Raw genomic sequence first — 15,689 nt, 5'->3', positions numbered from 1 at the left:
TTTATGCGGATCCAGGTCCATCGGGCTGAGAATGGAGCAGACAGAGCAGGGCGGCGGACTGGGTGAGGCCGTCGGTGATCTCCCCCGCCCCCAGGCGGCGGAGCAGCTCCTCCCGGCTGAGCCACTCCAGCCCCGTGATTCCCTCATAGCCCAGGCTGGGGGTGGGGGCGGCGGTGACCCGGGCCAGGTAAATGGAGACCAACGCGCCGCTCAGTCCGGTGTCCGGCCGGGTGCGGCCCAGGAAGGTCAGCTCCGCCACCTGCTCCGGCGGGATGGCCAGTTCCTCCCACAGCTCCTTTTTTGCGTTTTCCTCCGGGGAGATGCCCTGGCACTGGTAGCCCCGGGGGAACTCCCCGCCGGACAGGCCGCGGATGCTGTGGCGGTACACCTGGAGCAGGCCGTACCGGGGTCCCTCTGCTGTCTCCAGCAGGGGGACCATCACCGTACCCCCCACCGACGGGTCGGGATAGACCACCCGTCCATATAAATAAGGAGGCTCCCCCAGGATCAGGTCGGCCACTGTCTGGTAGTAGGGCAGGTTGTCGAACACCAGTCCCGCCGGCCGGCCGGTTTCCTCCTCAAAGGCCAGCAGCATCCGGCGGTCGGCGCAGATGGGGTAGAGCTCCGAAGGGAAAAACAGCTCCGGCCGGGCCTCCATCAGGGCAAAGTAGCCCTCGATCTGCTTTTCCAGCCGGGGATCCAGGTAGACGGGCCGCTCCCGGGGCCCGTCCGGCCCCTGTTCCCGCACCCACAGCCAGCGGGGGTGCTCCTCCACCACGCCCAGGCCTGCCTGTTCCGCCGGGGACAGGGCCGCCCAGCGGCGGGCGGCCTCCGTACACTCCGGACCGAAGGCCTGGGGGAAGCGTGCGCAGAGCTGCTGATACCGGGCGATCCCATTCATACGATGTTACTCCTTTTACATCCAACAATTCTGTTTTTATTATGGCGGCTTTTTGGAAAAAGGTCAAGACAGGGGAATGAGGACATGGTACAATGAGGAAAACCAATTCTGGGGGCGAAAAGATGGACGAGCTGGTGTATCTGTTCGAGCTGGACTCGGTCCGCAATACGCCGGAGGAGATCCTGCGGGGGCAGCGAGCCCTGTTCCGGGAAGTGGCACTCAAAGGGAATCGGGTGGTGCTCACCTTCAATCAGCTCACCGATTCCCACGGCTTCCTCTGCGCCGTGGGGGAGGAGAAGAGCTACGGCCAGATCCTGGAGCTGTTCCGGATGGGCGCCCTGAAGTACTCCCGCTACGCGCCGCCGAGCTACTACGACGGCCTGTCTCACCAGGAGCGGCAGTCCATCATGGACCAGTTGGCCGACTGCCGCCGGGAACACGGGGCACTCTTCCGCCAGGGAGCGCTGAAGGCCTATGAGCCCCTGCCCGACCGGGCGCCCCAGCGGGTGATCCGCACCGCCTCCCACTATGTACAGGATTCGGTGGAGCGGTGCCTCAACGATACGGGAGAGACCTTCCTGTTTTCCGCCCTGCCCTTCCGTTCCACCGATCGGGCGGTGCTGCGGGCCATCGCCTACGCCCTCCGGTACAGCGACCCCGCCGTGCTGGATACCTGCCCGGCCCGGTCGGAGGAGGACAGGCAGCGGCTGGCCTTTGCCAAGGCCTATGTGGAGCTGCTCCTCTGCCTCAGCCGGGAGCCTCTGGCGGTCAATCCGGAGCGGCAGGTCAGATCCCGGCCCATGACCGCGGTGCTGGAGCAGGTGCTCCAGGCCTGCCGCCAGGCTCCGCCGGACCCGGCCTGGCCCCTGTGGGAACAGCTGGGCCGGGGCGCCGGGGTGCTGGAGCGGCTGTGGGATCAGGTGGCGGCGCAGGGTTCCCCCAACCGCCGCAGCGACTGGTACGCGGCCCTGCTGGCAGACGGAGGCCCGCGGGAGGACCGCTGTATGGCGGAGGCCATTGTGGACCTGTGCTACAACTACACCATGGCGGGCAGCATCTCCGGCCTGGAGGAGAGCGCCGGGACGGGTGCCGGCTTTCCTCCTGGTTTTCTGGAGCGGCTGGCGGGTTACTGGGCGGACGGACAGACGGGGGTCCATCGCTTTCTCCAGCCCGACAGCACCGACGCCGCTCCCCGGCCGGCGGGAGCGCTTCCCCATTGGGATACGGCCGTGCGCCTGCTCAAGACGGTGCCGGCCGGCGGCAGTACCTGGCGGCAGCGGATGCTGGGCAGCCACCTGCGGCAGGTGGGGAGCGTGGTCCTCTATCTGATGCTCTTCCTGGTCACCTCCCTGCTGCTGGACAGTCTGGAAAACGGGGTGACCACGCTGGGAGAGCGGGGGCGGATCAACGAGGCGATCCTGGCCCTGGGCAATATCGTGCTCTTCGGCATTGCGGGTTCTCTGCTGTCCTGGTGGCTCAAGCTGCCCGACATCCTGGACAGTGTGCGGCAGCTGGGACACACGGTGCTGGATGTTGTCCGCCTGTTCCGGGCCCGGCGCTGGAACGGACAAAAAGGAGGATAAGAAATCCTCCTTGCGGCGGCGGCTGGGGCGCATTATAATAAGGAGAAAAGGATTATAAAGAGGAGGGGATCCCTTGAAAGAGAACCTGATTATTATTCACGGCGGCGGTCCCACCGCTGTGCTCAATTGCTCTCTGTACGGAGCGATCCGGGAAGCTCAGAAGAGCGGCGCGGTGGAGCACGTCTACGGCGCCGTGGGCGGCACCGGCGGCCTGCTGCGGGAGCAGCTGCTGGACTTCAACACCGTGCCGGAGGAGCAGCTGGAGCTGCTGCCCACTACCCCCGCCACCGCCATCGGCACCTCCCGGGATGCCCTGGAGGCGGAGCACTATGCCAAGATGACGGAGATCCTGGAGAAGCACAACATCCGCTATGTGCTGATGAACGGCGGCAACGGCACCATGGACGCCTGCGGCAAGCTGGCGGCCGCCTGCAAGGACAAGGGTATCAAGGTCATGGGTATTCCCAAGACCATGGACAACGACATTGCCGTCACCGACCACTGCCCTGGCTTCGGCAGCGTGGCCCGCTACATGGCGGGCACCGTGCGGGAGCTGGGCGTGGACGTGCGCAGCCTGCCCATCCACGTGGTGGTGCTGGAGTCCCTGGGCCGCAACGCCGGCTGGACCACCGCCGCCTCCGCCCTGGCCCGGGAGCAGGGAGGGGATGCCCCTCATCTGATCTATCCCCCGGAGCGCCCCTTCCATGAGGACGAGTTCCTGGACCGTGTGGGCGACATGTACCGCAAGCTGGGCGGCGTGGTGGTGGTGGCCAGCGAGGGCCTCCACGACGACGAGGGCAAGCCCATCGTGCCCCCCATTTTCCAGACCGGCCGCTCTACTTATTTCGGCGACGTGTCCTCCCACCTGGCCCAGATGATCGTGCGGCGGCTGGGCATCAAGGCCCGCAGCGAGAAGCCGGGGATCCTGGCCCGGGCCTCCATCGCCTGGCAGTCCCCGGTGGACGCGGCGGAGGCCGAACTGGCCGGCCGGGAGGCCTGCCGGGCCGCCCTGGCGGGGGAGACGGGCAAGATGGTGGGCTTCCGCCGCCTGTCCACGGAGCCCTACCGCTGCGAGACCTTCCTCATCCCCATCGAGGAGGTCATGCTGGGGGAGCGGGTGTTGCTGCCCGAGTACCTGAGTGCCGACGGCACCGACGTGACGGAGGAGTTCTGCCGCTGGTGCAAGCCCCTCATCGGGCCGGAGCTGCCCTCCATGGCGCGGCTGGTCTGAACCTGACAGCATACTTAACGCGGCCGATCCCGGGATCGGCCGCGTTTTTGCGTACTGGAGAAAAAAGTATGATAAAACTTCATACTTACCAAAACTAAAGAGTTTGGTTATACTGGTATCAACAAAAGGAGGCTCGGTGTCCATGAGACTGAAAAAATCGTCTTTCTGGAGCAAGGTACCCAACTGGGTATGGCTGCTCATCTCCCTGGCTGTAGCCATCATCCTCTGGCTGCTTGCCGCGTATACGTGGCCCGCAGTGTTTGCCACCCCCAAGGCCGTGATCGATGCCTTTATCAGCAAGGCGGCCAGCGGCGTGCTGATCGGTCACTTCTGGGCCAGCTTGTCCCGTGTGCTGTCCGGCTTCGCCATTGCGTTTGTGGTGTCTATTCCGGTGGCTTTCCTGATGGCCTGGTATGATCCCTTCCGCCATGTGGTGGAGCCCTGGATCCAGTTCATCCGCAACATTCCCCCTCTGGCCTACGTGTTCCTGATCGTTGCCGCTCTGGGCATTGGCCAGGTGGCCAAGGTGACGGTTATCTTCATCGCGGCCTTCCTAGTGATGGTCATTACCATCTATCAGGGCGTCAAGGGCGTGGATACCACCCTCATCAAGGCGGCCCGGGTGCTGGGCGCCAAACAGAGCGACATTTTCTTCAAGATCACCATTCCCGCTTCTACCCCCTTTATTCTGGTAGCTGCCCGGCTGGGCCTGTCCACTTCCATGACCACTCTGATGGCTTCTGAGATCGTGGGCGGCGATAAAGGTATCGGTATGATGATCCAGCAGGCCAGCGGCTACTACCAGATGGACGTGGTGCTCATGGGCGTGATCCTGCTGGGCATCATCGGCATCTGCTTCGAAAAGATTGTGAGATTCCTTGAGAGGAGGTTTACAGGATGGCAGGAAACAATTCAGCAGTAAAAGTACATATCGACCATGTGGTCAAGAAGTTCAACGGCCGCAATGGCGAGATGGTTGCCTTGAACGGCGTGGACATGGACATCCACGAAAACGAGTTTATTTGTGTGGTGGGCCCCTCAGGCTGCGGCAAGTCCACCCTGCTGAACATCATCGGCGGCCTGGAGACCCCCACTGAGGGCAAGGTGCTGGTGGACGGCAAAGAGGTCCAGGGCCCCGGCCCTGACCGCGGCATCGTGTTCCAGCAGTACGCCCTGTTCCCCTGGCTGACTGTGGAGAAGAACGTTGAGTTCGGCCTGAAGCTCCAGGGCAAGAGCAAGGAAGAGTGCGAGGAACTGGCCCACAAGTACCTGAAGATGGTGGACCTGGAGGGATTCGCCAAGGCCTACCCCAAGGAGCTGTCCGGCGGCATGAAGCAGCGCGTGGCCATCGCCCGCGCCTACGCCGTCAACCCCAAGGTGCTGCTGATGGATGAGCCCTTCGGCGCCCTGGACGCCCAGACCCGTACCCAGCTGCAGCAGGAACTGCTGAACACCTGGGAGAAGGAGCAGAAGACCTGCTTCTTTATCACCCACGACGTGGAAGAGGCCATCATTCTGGCCCAGCGGGTGGTCATCATGTGCGCCCGCCCCGGCCGCGTGAAGGAGATCGTGGACATCGACATCCCCTATCCCCGCGACCAGGAGACCAAGATGAGCCCCCGGTTCCTGGAGCTGAAGAACCACATCTGGAGCCAGGTCTATCAGGAGTATCTGTCCGTCCGCAAGTAATGGGATCGTTCCGACACAAGTCGGGTCGAGATAGAATCAAATCAATAAGGAGGAAATACCATAATGAAGAAGAAACTGCTTGCTCTTGCGCTGGCCTGCGGTATGATCTTTGGTCTGGCCGCCTGCGGCAGCAACGGCAACACCACTGAGAGCCCCGCTGCCGGCAACACCGATACCCCTGCTGTGACCAGCGATACCCCCGCTGTTGAGAACAACTACGAGCCCGCCACCATCCGCGTGGCCTACATGCCCAACCTGGGCTCCGCCTCCTCTCTGTTCACCGCCATTCATCAGGGCTACTTCGATGAGGTGGGCCTGACCGTGGAGACCTCCCAGTTCTCCGGCGGCCCCGCTGAGATCGCCGCCATGGCTTCCGGCGACATCGACATCTCCCAGATCGGCCACGGCGCCCACTCCCTGTGCATCCAGGGCGACGCTGTTGTGTTCGCTTTCGACCAGCTCTCCCAGGCTGACGCCGTGGTGGCCAACAAGGCCAAGGGCATCGAGACCGCCGCTGACCTGAAGGGCAAGACCGTCGCTGTGTCCTCCGGCACCTCCTCCGAGATCATCCTCCAGTTCGTGCTGGCTGACGCCGGCCTGACCATGGACGACATCAACACCGTCGAGATGAACGTGGAAGGCATGACCACCGCTCTGATCTCCGGCCAGATCGACGCCGCTGCTACCTGGTCCCCCAACACCGTGACCCTGGAGCAGACCCTGGGCGATGACTACCTGGTTCTGGGCACCAACACCGACTACACCGACCAGGCCGCCTTCCCCTCCAGCTTCATCTGCACCCCCGAGTACGCCGAGGCCAACCAGGACATCCTGGTCCGCTTCTCCCAGGCCATCCTGAAGGCTCAGGTCTATCGTGCCGCCAACATCGAAGAGGTCGCCAAGACCCTGGCCGCCGACCTGGACGCTCCCGAGGATACCATGCTCCTCTCCGTGGGTGAGGGCGACTGGCAGGGCGCCGTGGACTGCATGGGTGATTTCGACACCATCCGCAGCCTGTACGAGGCTCAGCAGCAGGTGTTCCTGAACAACGGCACCATCACCGAGGAAGTTCCCGTTGACAACTATGTGCTCTTCGACGTGATGCAGCAGGCTTACGACGCTTACAGCGCCTCCAAGTAAACGACTGCTTACCCCGCCGGGGCTCCGTGTTTGGCGGAGCCCCGGCGCTCTTTTATTGTCGGTGTTTACACGACGGGGGCTTACGGGGTATAATAGCGGTTGATGGGGGTGAGGACTGTGCTGATCCTGGTGCTGATTCTGTGCCTGGGCACGGCGGTGTACGTGGCTCTGCGCCGGCGGGACATACTGGCACTTTATCTGCTGGGCATGAGCGTCTGCAACCTGGTTATGCTGACCGGTATCGTCATCTATATCGCAAAAATGGGCGGCACGGCCGCCCAGCAGCGCGCCTTTTTGTTCCTGGTACCTGAACTGCAGACCTGGCTGCAATTTCTTCCGCTGCCCATGGACAAGCTGGGCTACGTGGTGGCCGTCGGCCGCTCCCTGTTCCCACTGTTTGCCCTGCTGGCCGCCCTGGAGACCACGATGATACCCTTTTTCCGCCGCAGGCTGAAAAGTCTGCGGATACTGTCATGTGTGATCCCTGCCCTGTGGCTGGTCTACTATTATCCGGCGTTTTTTTACCGGCTGATCAACGGCCGGCTGTGGATTCTGCCCATCCTCATCAACCTGATGCTGGCGGGGATTGTGGCTTATCTGGCGGCTGCGGCGGTCCTGATGGTGCTGGAGTACCGGGCCACCACCATGCCGGTATTCAAACGCAACTTCCGCTACGTGCTGCTGAGCTTTCTCAGCATTTCCGTCCTCTACCTGCTCTATGCCAGCAAGGACCCCGCCCAGATCTACAACATGTTTATGTCGGAGTACATCCGCCTGGGGATCACCAGCTACATCAGTTCCACTCTGCCCGGACTGGGCTGGATCATGCTGGGCCTGTGCACGGTGTTTACCGTGGTGCTGGGCAGTTATAATATGGTGCGCTATACTCAGATCGGCTATGACGACACCCGCCAGGACATGATCCTCCAGCGGAAGTTTGACGCGGCGGGCATGGGCGTGTCGGTATTCGTCCACGGGGTGAAGAACCAGCTGCTCTCCAGCCGGGTGCTCCACAAGAAGCTGTCCCGGGCTTTGGCGGAGGATCCGCCGGATTTGGAGCAGGTGCGGGCCTGTGCCAGACAGCTCAACGACCTGAACGAGGGCATGCTGCGGCGGATGGACGAGCTGTACCGCTCGGTAAAGAACAACGCCATCACCCTGACCCCGGTGACGGTAGAGCAGCTGGCCCTCACCGCCGTGGAGTGCTTCCACGGCAAGTACCCGGACCAGCCGGTGACGGTGGAGCTGACCACCCACCGGCAGGTGCTGGCCGATCTGGGCCATCTCAGCGAGGCCATCTGCAATCTGCTGTGCAACGGCTATGAGGCGGCGGTGCAGGCCGGCCGGGAGGACCCCCGGGTAATCCTGCGGGTGCGGGGCGAGCGGATGTGGACCGTGATAGAGGCCGCCGACAACGGAAAGGGCATCCCACAGGAGCTTCAGAACAAGATCTTTGAGCCCTTCTTTACCAGCAAGAACACCAATCACAACTGGGGCATGGGGCTGTACTATGTCAGGAAAATCGTCAAAAGCCATCTGGGCCGTCTCCGGCTGGAGAGCCGCCCAGATGGGGGGACCAGCTTTTTTATCATGCTGCCCCTGTATGACACCCATCAAAAGGAGGGAGAGCCGTGGAAGAGAAGATCCGTGTGATGGTAGCGGAGGACCTGCCTCTGCTGCGGGAGGACTTCTGTGATGTGGTATCCTCCCAGGAGGATATGGAGGTGGTGGGGTCCGCCGCCTCCGGGGAGGAGATCGTGGCCCTGGCGGCCAAGACCCCCTGCGACGTGATCCTGATGGACATTGAGATGGAGACCATCGACGCCGGCATCCGGGCGGCGGAGGTCATTACCGCCAAGAACCCGGAGATCAAGATCCTCTTTCTCACCGCCCACGAGACCGATGATATGATCACCAATGCCATGGGCACCGGCGCGGTGGACTATGTGGTGAAGGGCTGCGAGGAGGAGAAGCTGCTGGAGCACATCCGCCGGGCCAGCCAGGGCCGGGCGGAGCTGGAGCCCCGGATCCAGAATACCGTGATGCAGGAGTACGCCCGCCTGCGCCGCAGCGAGCGTTCCCTCATCTTTTTCATCAACAATGTGGCCCACCTGACCCCTGCCGAGCACGAGCTGGTCAAGCTGCTGCTCCAGGGCAAGAAGGTGGCGGAGATCGCCAAGCTGCGGTGCGTGGAGGTGGTCACCGTCAAGACCCAGATCAAGGGACTGCTGAACAAGTTCGGCTGTTCCCGCACCAAAGAAATCGTCAAACTGATCCATCAGATGAGTTTGGAGCATCTGTTTCAGTAATGGAAGGAGATATTGTTATGGATTACTATCACATTTCCGCCCAGGACCTGGGTAAGGACGCCAAGCTGCCCATCGTGAAGCTGGGCGACTCCGGTGAGGTTTTCTATGAGCTGGCCGCCGAGATGTGCGCCGAGATCCGCGCCAACAACGCCGCCGGCAAGCACACCGTGTTCATCTGCCCTGTGGGCCCTGTGGGCCAGTACCCCATCTTTGTCCGCCTGGTCAACCGGGAGAAGCTGTCCCTGAAGAACTGCTGGTTCATCAACATGGACGAGTACCTGACCGATGACGGCCAGTGGATCGACAAGAACGACCCCCTGTCCTTCCGGGGCTTCATGGCCCGTGAGGTGTACGGCAAGATCGACCCCGAGCTGCTGATGCCCGAGGAGCAGCGTGTGTTCCCCGATCCTAACGACCTGGGCCATATCCCCGCCCTCATTGAGAAGCTGGGCGGCGTGGATATCACCTTCGGCGGCATCGGCATCACCGGCCACCTGGCCTTCAACGAGCCCCAGCCCGACCTGACGGCCGAGCAGTTTGCCCAGCTGCCCACCCGGGTGCTGAACATCTCCGCCGAGACCCGGGCCACCAACTGCATCGGCGACCTGGGCGGCGCTCTGGAGGATATGCCCCACAAGTGTGTCACCATCGGCATGAAGGAGATCCTCTCCGCCCGGAAGATCCGTCTGGCCGTGTTCCGCGACTGGCACCGGGCCGTGTGCCGCCGGGCCGCCTACGGCGAGGTGAGCGCCTCCTTCCCCGCCACCCTGGCCCAGACCCACCCTGACGCGGTGCTGTACGTCAACGCCAACGCCGCCCAGAAGGCCTATTAAGGAGGCCACCATGGAAGGCTCCTTTTATCTGAAAAACGGTGCCGTTCTGCTGAACGGCGCCTTCGTCCCCGCCGACCTGGCGGTGGAGGACGGCAAAATCACCGCCGTTACCCAGGGCTGTCACAACGTGAAGGCTCTGCCTGAGCTGGACGCCGCCGGGATGCGGGTGGTGCCCGGTTTCCTGGATGTACATACCCACGGCGCCGCCGGGGTGGATGTGAACGCCGCCGACGTGGAGGGCCTGCGCACCATCGGCCGGTTCTTCGCCAGCCAGGGCGTCACCGGCTGGCTGTGCTCCATCCTCACCGACACGGTGGACCAGACCCTCTGGTGTCTGGAGCAGGCCAAGCAGGTCATCGAGGGCGGGCCCTACGACGGGGCGGCCCTGCTGGGCGTCCATCTGGAGGGCCCCTGCCTGTCCACCGAATACAAGGGCGCCATGCCCGAGCATCTGCTGATGCACACCGCTGACGCCGGGCTGTTTGAGCGCTATCAGAAGGCCAGCGGCGGCCACATCCGCTATGTCACCCTCTCCCCGGAGATCCCTGGGGTGGCCGAGCTGATTCCCCAGCTCACCGCCATGGGCATCGTGTGTGCCATGGGCCACAGCGGGGCAAGCTACGACCAGGCCATGGCCTGCGTCAAGGCCGGCGTCCGCTCCTGCACCCACCTGGGCAACGCCATGCGGCTGTTCCACCAGCATGACCCCGCCATCTTCGGCGCCGCCCTGGAGACCGATGTGTATACGGAGGCCATCTGCGACGGCCGCCACCTCCACCCCGGCACCGTCCGCCTCTATCTGAAGGCCAAGGGCTACGACCGGGTGCTGGCCATCACCGACTCCATCATGGCCGCCGGCCTGCCCGACGGCAAGTATAAGCTGGGGGTCAACGACGTGGTGGTGGAGGACGGAGACGCCAAGCTGCTCAACGGCGTCCGGGCCGGCTCCACCCTCACCCTGGCCCAGGCCCTGCGCAACCTGATGAAGTTCACCGGCAAGAGCACCGAGACCGTGGTGCCCCTGATGACCGCCAACCCCGCCCGGCTCATGGGCTGGACCGGCAAGGGCGAGATCGCCCAGGGGAAGGACGCCGACCTGGTGCTCCTGGACGCCGATTCCCAGGTGGTCCGCACCATCGTAGGCGGCCGTACTGTGTATACCCGCACCTGAACATAGATTAAATTTGTAAAGGAGAATGATTATGCCTCTGGTACCTATGCGTCCCGTGCTGGACGCCACTGTGAAGTATGGCTACGCCCAGGGGGCCTTCAACGTGAACGCTGTGGCCCAGGCTGAGGCCGTGATCGCCGTCCATGAGATGTTCCGTTCCCCCGCCATCCTGCAGGGCGCCGACCTGGCCAACGCCTTTATGGGCGGCCGGGTGGACTTTGCCAACGGCACCCTGGAGGACAAGAAGAAGGGCGCCCGCAACATCGCCGAGGCGGTGAAGAAGATCGCCGCCGACAGCCCCATCCCCGTGGTGCTCCATCTGGACCACGGCAAGAACTTCGACTCCTGCGTGGCCGCCATCGAGGGCGGCTACACCTCCGTGATGATCGACGGCTCCTCTCTCCCCTTTGAGGAGAACGTGGAGCTCACCCGTGAGGTGGTGAAGTACGCCCATGCCCGCGGCGTGTCCGTGGAGGGCGAGCTGGGCGTGCTGGCCGGCGTGGAGGACCACGTGTTCGCCGCCAACTCCACCTACACCAACCCCCTGTCCGCCATCGAGTTCTTCAAGAAGACCGGCGTGGACGCCCTGGCCATCAGCTACGGCACCATGCACGGCGCCAGCAAGGGCAAGAACGTGAAGCTCCGCAAGGAGATCCCCATCGCCATCAAGGAGTGCATGAACCACGAGGGCATCCAGGGCGTGCTGGTGTCCCACGGCTCCTCCACCGTGCCCCAGTACATCGTCAACGAGATCAACGCCCTGGGCGGCGACATCAAGAACGCCTACGGCATCTCCAAGGAAGAGCTGAAGGCCGCCATCCCCTGCGGCATCGGCAAGATCAACGTGGATACCGACATCCGTCTGGCCGTCACCCGCAACTTCCGGGAGCTGTTCCGGGATCACCCCGAGCTGAAGGAGGACGCCAAGGTGGGCGGCATCTGGAAGCTGCTGGACGAGAAGCGGGACGCCTTTGATCCCCGGGCCTTCCTGGCCCCCATCATGGACACCGTCATGTACGGCACCGGCGACGAGGGCTCCGTGGCTCTGGTCACCGACGCCATGCGCCGGGGCGTGAAGGAGGCCGTGGGCACCCTGATCGTGGAGTTCGGCAGCTACGGCCGCGCTCCTCTGGTGGAGATGGCCTCCCTGGAGGACATGGCCGCCCGGTACGCCAAGGAGGGCGTGTAACATGAAAGACATTACCCTCTCCTACCTGGACCGCAAGCCGGTGCTGGCTCCCGGCGAGCTGGAGGAAAAGGTCAAAGCTGCCGCCCCCGTGCTGGCGGCGGTAGTGGCCGGTGAGGAGCAGTACCAGGACAGCCTGGGCTGGTTCAGCGTGGACGAGGCTGCCGGTCCGGAGCGGGTGGACTTCCTGCTGGAGCAGGCCGCCCGGGTCCGTGCTGACGGCGACGCCTTCGTGGTCATCGGCATCGGCGGCTCCAACCAGGCCTCCCGTGCCGCGGTGAAGGCCCTGCGGCCCAAGGATGGCCCCGCCATCCTGTGGGCTGGCAACACCATCTCCGCCTGCGAGATGGCCCGCACCCTGGAGGAGCTGGACCAGTATAAATCCATCTACATCGACTGCATCGCCAAGAACTTTGAGACCCTGGAGCCCGGCATCGCCTTCCGGATGCTGCGGCACTATCTGGAGAAGCGGTACGGGGAGGCGGACGCCGCCCGGCGGATCTTCGCCACCGGCACCCCCGGCTCCACCCTGCACCAGCTGTGCAAGGACAACGGCTACACCTTCCTGGAGTTTCCCGAGCGCATCGGCGGCCGGTACTCCATCGGCAGCGACGTGGGTCTGTTCCCCATGGCGGTGGCGGGCATCGACATCAAGACCATGACCCAGGGCATGCGGGACATGCGGGACCGGCTCTTCTCCGAGCCCGCTGAGGAGAACATCGCCCTGAAGTATGCCTGCCTGCGGAACCTGATGTACGACCACGGCTTCCGGCTGGAGATGATGGCCTTCTTTGAGCCCCGGCTGGACTACTTTGCCAAGTGGTGGATCCAGGCCTTCGCCGAGAGCGAGGGCAAGGAGGGCAAGGGCCTGTACCCGGTGTGCGCCTCCGACTCCGAGGATCTCCACTCCATCGGCCAGTTCATCCAGCAGGGCAGCCCCATCCTGTTCGAGACCTTTATCGAGGTGCGCCAGCGGGACTTCAGCGTGGTGATGCCGGAAGAGACCAAGAAGGACTACTTCCAGTACCTGGACGGCAAGGATTTCTGGGACATCAACGACACCGCCCGGAAAGCCACCATCGAGGCCCACAGCGAGAGAGGCATCCCCTGCCTGAACCTGTCCGTCCCCGCTCTGGACGCCCACACCCTGGGCGAGATGTTCTACTTCTTCCTGTTTGCCTGCTACCTGTCCTGCAAGCTGACCGGGGTCAACCCCTTTGACCAGCCGGGTGTGGAGGCCTACAAGGGCTATATGTTCAAAAATCTGGGAAAGCCGGGTGCTAACTGAATGAAACACATCTTTTTGAATCTGAAGCGCTTCGACGTGCCGGTGGAGCTGGGCGGCGTGAACCGCCTGGCCCCCATGGCCGACTGGGGCAAGGTCATCGTGTCCGAGACCCAGAAGGGCCTCACCGGCTACGCCGCCAATGAGGTGGAGTTCGTGGACTTCTTCCCTGAGGCCCATCTGATCCCCGCCGCCGCCGCCCGCACCCCCGACAGCAAGGTGGAGCTGGGCTGCCAGAGCGTGTACCGGGCGGATACCGCCGTGGGCGGCAACTTCGGCGCCTTCACCACCAACCGGCCCGCTCACGCCGCCGCCGCCCTGGGCTGCGGCTGGACCCTCATCGGCCACTGCGAGGAGCGCAACGACAAGGTGGGCATCCTGGCTGAGGCCGGGGTGACCGACACCGCCGCCGTCAACCGCCTGCTGAACCAGGAGATCAAGTGCGCTCAGGCCGCCGGCCTGAAGGTGCTCTACTGCATCGGCGAGAAGAGCGAGGAGCAGGACCAGTGGCAGAAGGTGCTGGGTGACCAGCTCTCCATCGGCCTGGACGGGGTGGACAAGAGCAAGGTTGTCATCGCCTACGAGCCCATCTGGTCCATCGGCCCCGGCAAGACCCCTGCCGACAAGCCCTACATCGAGAAGATCGCCCGCTTCGTCAAGGAGCAGACCGGCGGCCTGGATGTGGTGTACGGCGGCGGCCTGAAGGCGGACAACGCCGCCATGCTGGCCTCCATCCCTGAGATCGACGGCGGTCTCATCGCCCTCACCCGCTTCAGCGGGGAGATCGGCTTCTACCCGGAGGAGTATCTGGAAATCATCCGGCTCTACATGGGCCATTAAAAGACGGAGGTAAACTATGAAACTGGATTTTGAGTACGGCCAGGGCCTGATGAGCGCTGAGCTGCCCGACAGCACCGACATCTTCATCCCCGGCGAGACGGTGGCGGATCCCCCCTGCCTGCCTCAGGACTGGGACAGCCTGTACAACGCCACCATGGAGTCCATCCGGCACCCCATCGGCATGCCCACCCTGCGGGAGCTGGCCCACAAGGGCAGCACCGTGGTCATCGTCATTCCCGACATCGTGAAGGGCGGCAACCAGCCCACCTCCCACCGGAAGGTGGCCATCCGGGCCTGCCTGGACGAGCTGTACGCCGCCGGCGTGGAGAAGAAGGACATCCTGCTGCTCTTCTCCAACGGCCTGCACCCCCGTGCCACCGTGGCCGAGATGCGCACCATCCTGGGCGAGGAGCTGTTCAACGAGTTCTACCCCTCCGGCCAGATCACCAGCCACGACAGCGAGGACTACGACCACCTGGTGGATCTGGGCTACACCGCCCAGGGCGACCACGTGATCATGAACAAGTACGTGTACGACGCCGACGTGGCCATCCTCATCGGCCACACCCAGGGCAACCCCTACGGCGGCTACTCCGGCGGCTACAAGCACTGCGCCACCGGCATCTCCCACTGGCGCAGCATCTCCGCCCACCACGTGCCCCAGGTCATGCACCGGCAGGACTTTGTGCCCGTGTCCACCAACAGCGAGATGCGGCACAAATTCGACCAGCAGGGCATGCACATGGAAGAGAAGATGGGCAAGAAGTTCTTCTGCTGCGACGCGGTGCTGGATACCAAGTCCCGTCAGATCGAGATCAACTCCGGCTGGGCCAAGGAGATGCAGCCCATCTCCTGGAAGATGGCCGACAAGCGGACCTACGTCCACTGGGCGGAGAAGAAGTACGACATCATCGTCTTCGGCATGCCCACCAACTTCCACTACGGCAACGGCATGGGCACCAACCCCATCCAGATGATGCAGGCCCTGTCCGCCCAGGTGATCCGGCACAAGCGTATCATGGCCGACCACTGCGTGTTCATCGTCTCCTCCATCTGCGACGGCTACTTCCACGACGAGCGCTGGCCCTACCTGCGGGAGCTGTACGAGATGTTCCAGCACGACTATATGAACACCCTGGCGGACATGAACCGGTACGGCGAGTACTTTGCCACCAAGGAGGAGTATATCCGCAAATACCGCTTTGCCAACGCCTTCCACCCCTTCCACGGCTTCTCCATGATGAGCTGCGGCCACATCGCCGAGATGAACACCAGCGCCATCTACATCGTGGGCGCCCGGGAGCCCGGCATCGCCCGCGGCATGGGCCTGAAGACCCGGGCCACCTTTGAGGAGGCCCTCCAGGACGCCATGAAGAAGTACACCGGCCCCAACCCCAACATTCTGGCTCTGCCCAAGACCTTCACCACCGCGGCGGTCCATCTGTGCATGAAGGACCCCGCCCTCAACGGGACCCCCATTGCCGGAACTCCCTGCGGGTGCTGAGGACGGACTGACCGATA

The 15,689-nt window shown here is 63.6% G+C and carries 14 protein-coding genes; 13 read left to right on the top strand and 1 reads right to left on the bottom strand.

Going from position 1 to position 15,689, the window contains the following annotated elements:
* Window position 1: 1 nt before the first annotated feature.
* A complete protein-coding gene (locus E0E41_RS09545) occupies window positions 2-901 on the bottom strand; it encodes an NUDIX hydrolase (protein WP_130869722.1) in 900 nt (299 codons plus the stop codon).
* Between the two features lie 122 nt (window positions 902-1,023).
* On the opposite strand from E0E41_RS09545, the gene E0E41_RS09540 reads away from it, so the two are divergent.
* From E0E41_RS09540 to E0E41_RS09480, 13 genes are all read left to right on the top strand, one after another.
* Complete coding sequence (locus E0E41_RS09540; RefSeq protein WP_130869721.1) at window positions 1,024-2,484, top strand: hypothetical protein; 1,461 nt, start codon at window positions 1,024-1,026, stop codon at window positions 2,482-2,484.
* A gap of 73 nt (window positions 2,485-2,557) precedes the next feature.
* Entirely contained in the window at window positions 2,558-3,715 is a 1,158-nt protein-coding gene (locus E0E41_RS09535) for a diphosphate--fructose-6-phosphate 1-phosphotransferase (RefSeq protein ID WP_130869720.1), read from the top strand.
* A 142-nt stretch (window positions 3,716-3,857) separates the two neighbouring features.
* Entirely contained in the window at window positions 3,858-4,637 is a 780-nt protein-coding gene (locus E0E41_RS09530) for an ABC transporter permease (protein WP_130869719.1), read from the top strand.
* Window positions 4,613-5,404 (top strand): ABC transporter ATP-binding protein, encoded by a 792-nt coding sequence (locus E0E41_RS09525; RefSeq protein WP_130869718.1) that lies wholly within the window; start codon window positions 4,613-4,615, stop codon window positions 5,402-5,404. Before E0E41_RS09530 ends, E0E41_RS09525 begins: the two co-directional genes overlap by 25 nt.
* 63 nt (window positions 5,405-5,467) lie before the next feature.
* A complete protein-coding gene (locus tag E0E41_RS09520) occupies window positions 5,468-6,544 on the top strand; it encodes an ABC transporter substrate-binding protein (RefSeq protein WP_130869717.1) in 1,077 nt (358 codons plus the stop codon).
* Window positions 6,545-6,661: 117 nt separating this feature from the next.
* On the top strand, window positions 6,662-8,197 hold the full coding sequence (locus tag E0E41_RS09515) for a sensor histidine kinase (protein ID WP_130869716.1): 1,536 nt from the start codon (window positions 6,662-6,664) through the stop codon (window positions 8,195-8,197).
* Window positions 8,176-8,853 carry a response regulator transcription factor gene (locus E0E41_RS09510; RefSeq protein WP_130869715.1) on the top strand — a complete coding sequence of 226 codons (678 nt, stop codon included), beginning with the start codon at window positions 8,176-8,178 and terminating at the stop codon, window positions 8,851-8,853. Before E0E41_RS09515 ends, E0E41_RS09510 begins: the two co-directional genes overlap by 22 nt.
* Window positions 8,854-8,870: 17 nt before the next feature.
* Complete coding sequence (locus E0E41_RS09505) at window positions 8,871-9,686, top strand: glucosamine-6-phosphate isomerase (protein WP_130869714.1); 816 nt, start codon at window positions 8,871-8,873, stop codon at window positions 9,684-9,686.
* Window positions 9,687-9,696: 10 nt separating this feature from the next.
* Window positions 9,697-10,857, top strand: a complete 1,161-nt coding sequence (nagA, locus tag E0E41_RS09500) for an N-acetylglucosamine-6-phosphate deacetylase (protein ID WP_130869713.1) — start codon at window positions 9,697-9,699, stop codon at window positions 10,855-10,857.
* 31 nt (window positions 10,858-10,888) lie between these two features.
* Window positions 10,889-12,046: a class II fructose-bisphosphate aldolase gene (locus E0E41_RS09495; RefSeq protein WP_130869712.1), complete on the top strand. Its 1,158-nt coding sequence runs from the start codon at window positions 10,889-10,891 to the stop codon at window positions 12,044-12,046.
* A 1-nt stretch (window position 12,047) separates the two neighbouring features.
* The gene (locus E0E41_RS09490) at window positions 12,048-13,331 is read left to right on the top strand and encodes a glucose-6-phosphate isomerase (protein ID WP_130869711.1); all 1,284 of its coding nucleotides are present in this window, start codon (window positions 12,048-12,050) and stop codon (window positions 13,329-13,331) included.
* Window positions 13,332-14,168, top strand: coding sequence for a triose-phosphate isomerase family protein (locus tag E0E41_RS09485; protein WP_130869710.1), 837 nt, complete (start codon window positions 13,332-13,334; stop codon window positions 14,166-14,168). It begins immediately after the preceding gene.
* Between the two features lie 16 nt (window positions 14,169-14,184).
* Window positions 14,185-15,672: a lactate racemase domain-containing protein gene (locus E0E41_RS09480; protein ID WP_130869709.1), complete on the top strand. Its 1,488-nt coding sequence runs from the start codon at window positions 14,185-14,187 to the stop codon at window positions 15,670-15,672.
* Window positions 15,673-15,689: the final 17 nt, after the last annotated feature.

The organism is Intestinimonas massiliensis (ex Afouda et al. 2020), assembly GCF_900626285.1.
GTDB classification, from domain to species: Bacteria; Bacillota; Clostridia; order Oscillospirales; family Oscillospiraceae; genus Flavonifractor; species Flavonifractor massiliensis_A.
This window is presented reverse-complemented; position numbering and strand designations above follow the sequence as displayed.

Coding starts and splice junctions, on each gene's coding strand:
- E0E41_RS09545 (WP_130869722.1), bottom strand. CDS start 901: ATGAATGGGATCGCCCGGTATCAGCAGCTCTGCGCACGCTTCCCCCAG.
- E0E41_RS09540 (WP_130869721.1), top strand. CDS start 1,024: ATGGACGAGCTGGTGTATCTGTTCGAGCTGGACTCGGTCCGCAATACG.
- E0E41_RS09530 (WP_130869719.1), top strand. CDS start 3,858: ATGAGACTGAAAAAATCGTCTTTCTGGAGCAAGGTACCCAACTGGGTA.
- E0E41_RS09525 (WP_130869718.1), top strand. CDS start 4,613: ATGGCAGGAAACAATTCAGCAGTAAAAGTACATATCGACCATGTGGTC.
- E0E41_RS09520 (WP_130869717.1), top strand. CDS start 5,468: ATGAAGAAGAAACTGCTTGCTCTTGCGCTGGCCTGCGGTATGATCTTT.
- E0E41_RS09505 (WP_130869714.1), top strand. CDS start 8,871: ATGGATTACTATCACATTTCCGCCCAGGACCTGGGTAAGGACGCCAAG.
- nagA (WP_130869713.1), top strand. CDS start 9,697: ATGGAAGGCTCCTTTTATCTGAAAAACGGTGCCGTTCTGCTGAACGGC.
- E0E41_RS09495 (WP_130869712.1), top strand. CDS start 10,889: ATGCCTCTGGTACCTATGCGTCCCGTGCTGGACGCCACTGTGAAGTAT.
- E0E41_RS09490 (WP_130869711.1), top strand. CDS start 12,048: ATGAAAGACATTACCCTCTCCTACCTGGACCGCAAGCCGGTGCTGGCT.
- E0E41_RS09485 (WP_130869710.1), top strand. CDS start 13,332: ATGAAACACATCTTTTTGAATCTGAAGCGCTTCGACGTGCCGGTGGAG.
- E0E41_RS09480 (WP_130869709.1), top strand. CDS start 14,185: ATGAAACTGGATTTTGAGTACGGCCAGGGCCTGATGAGCGCTGAGCTG.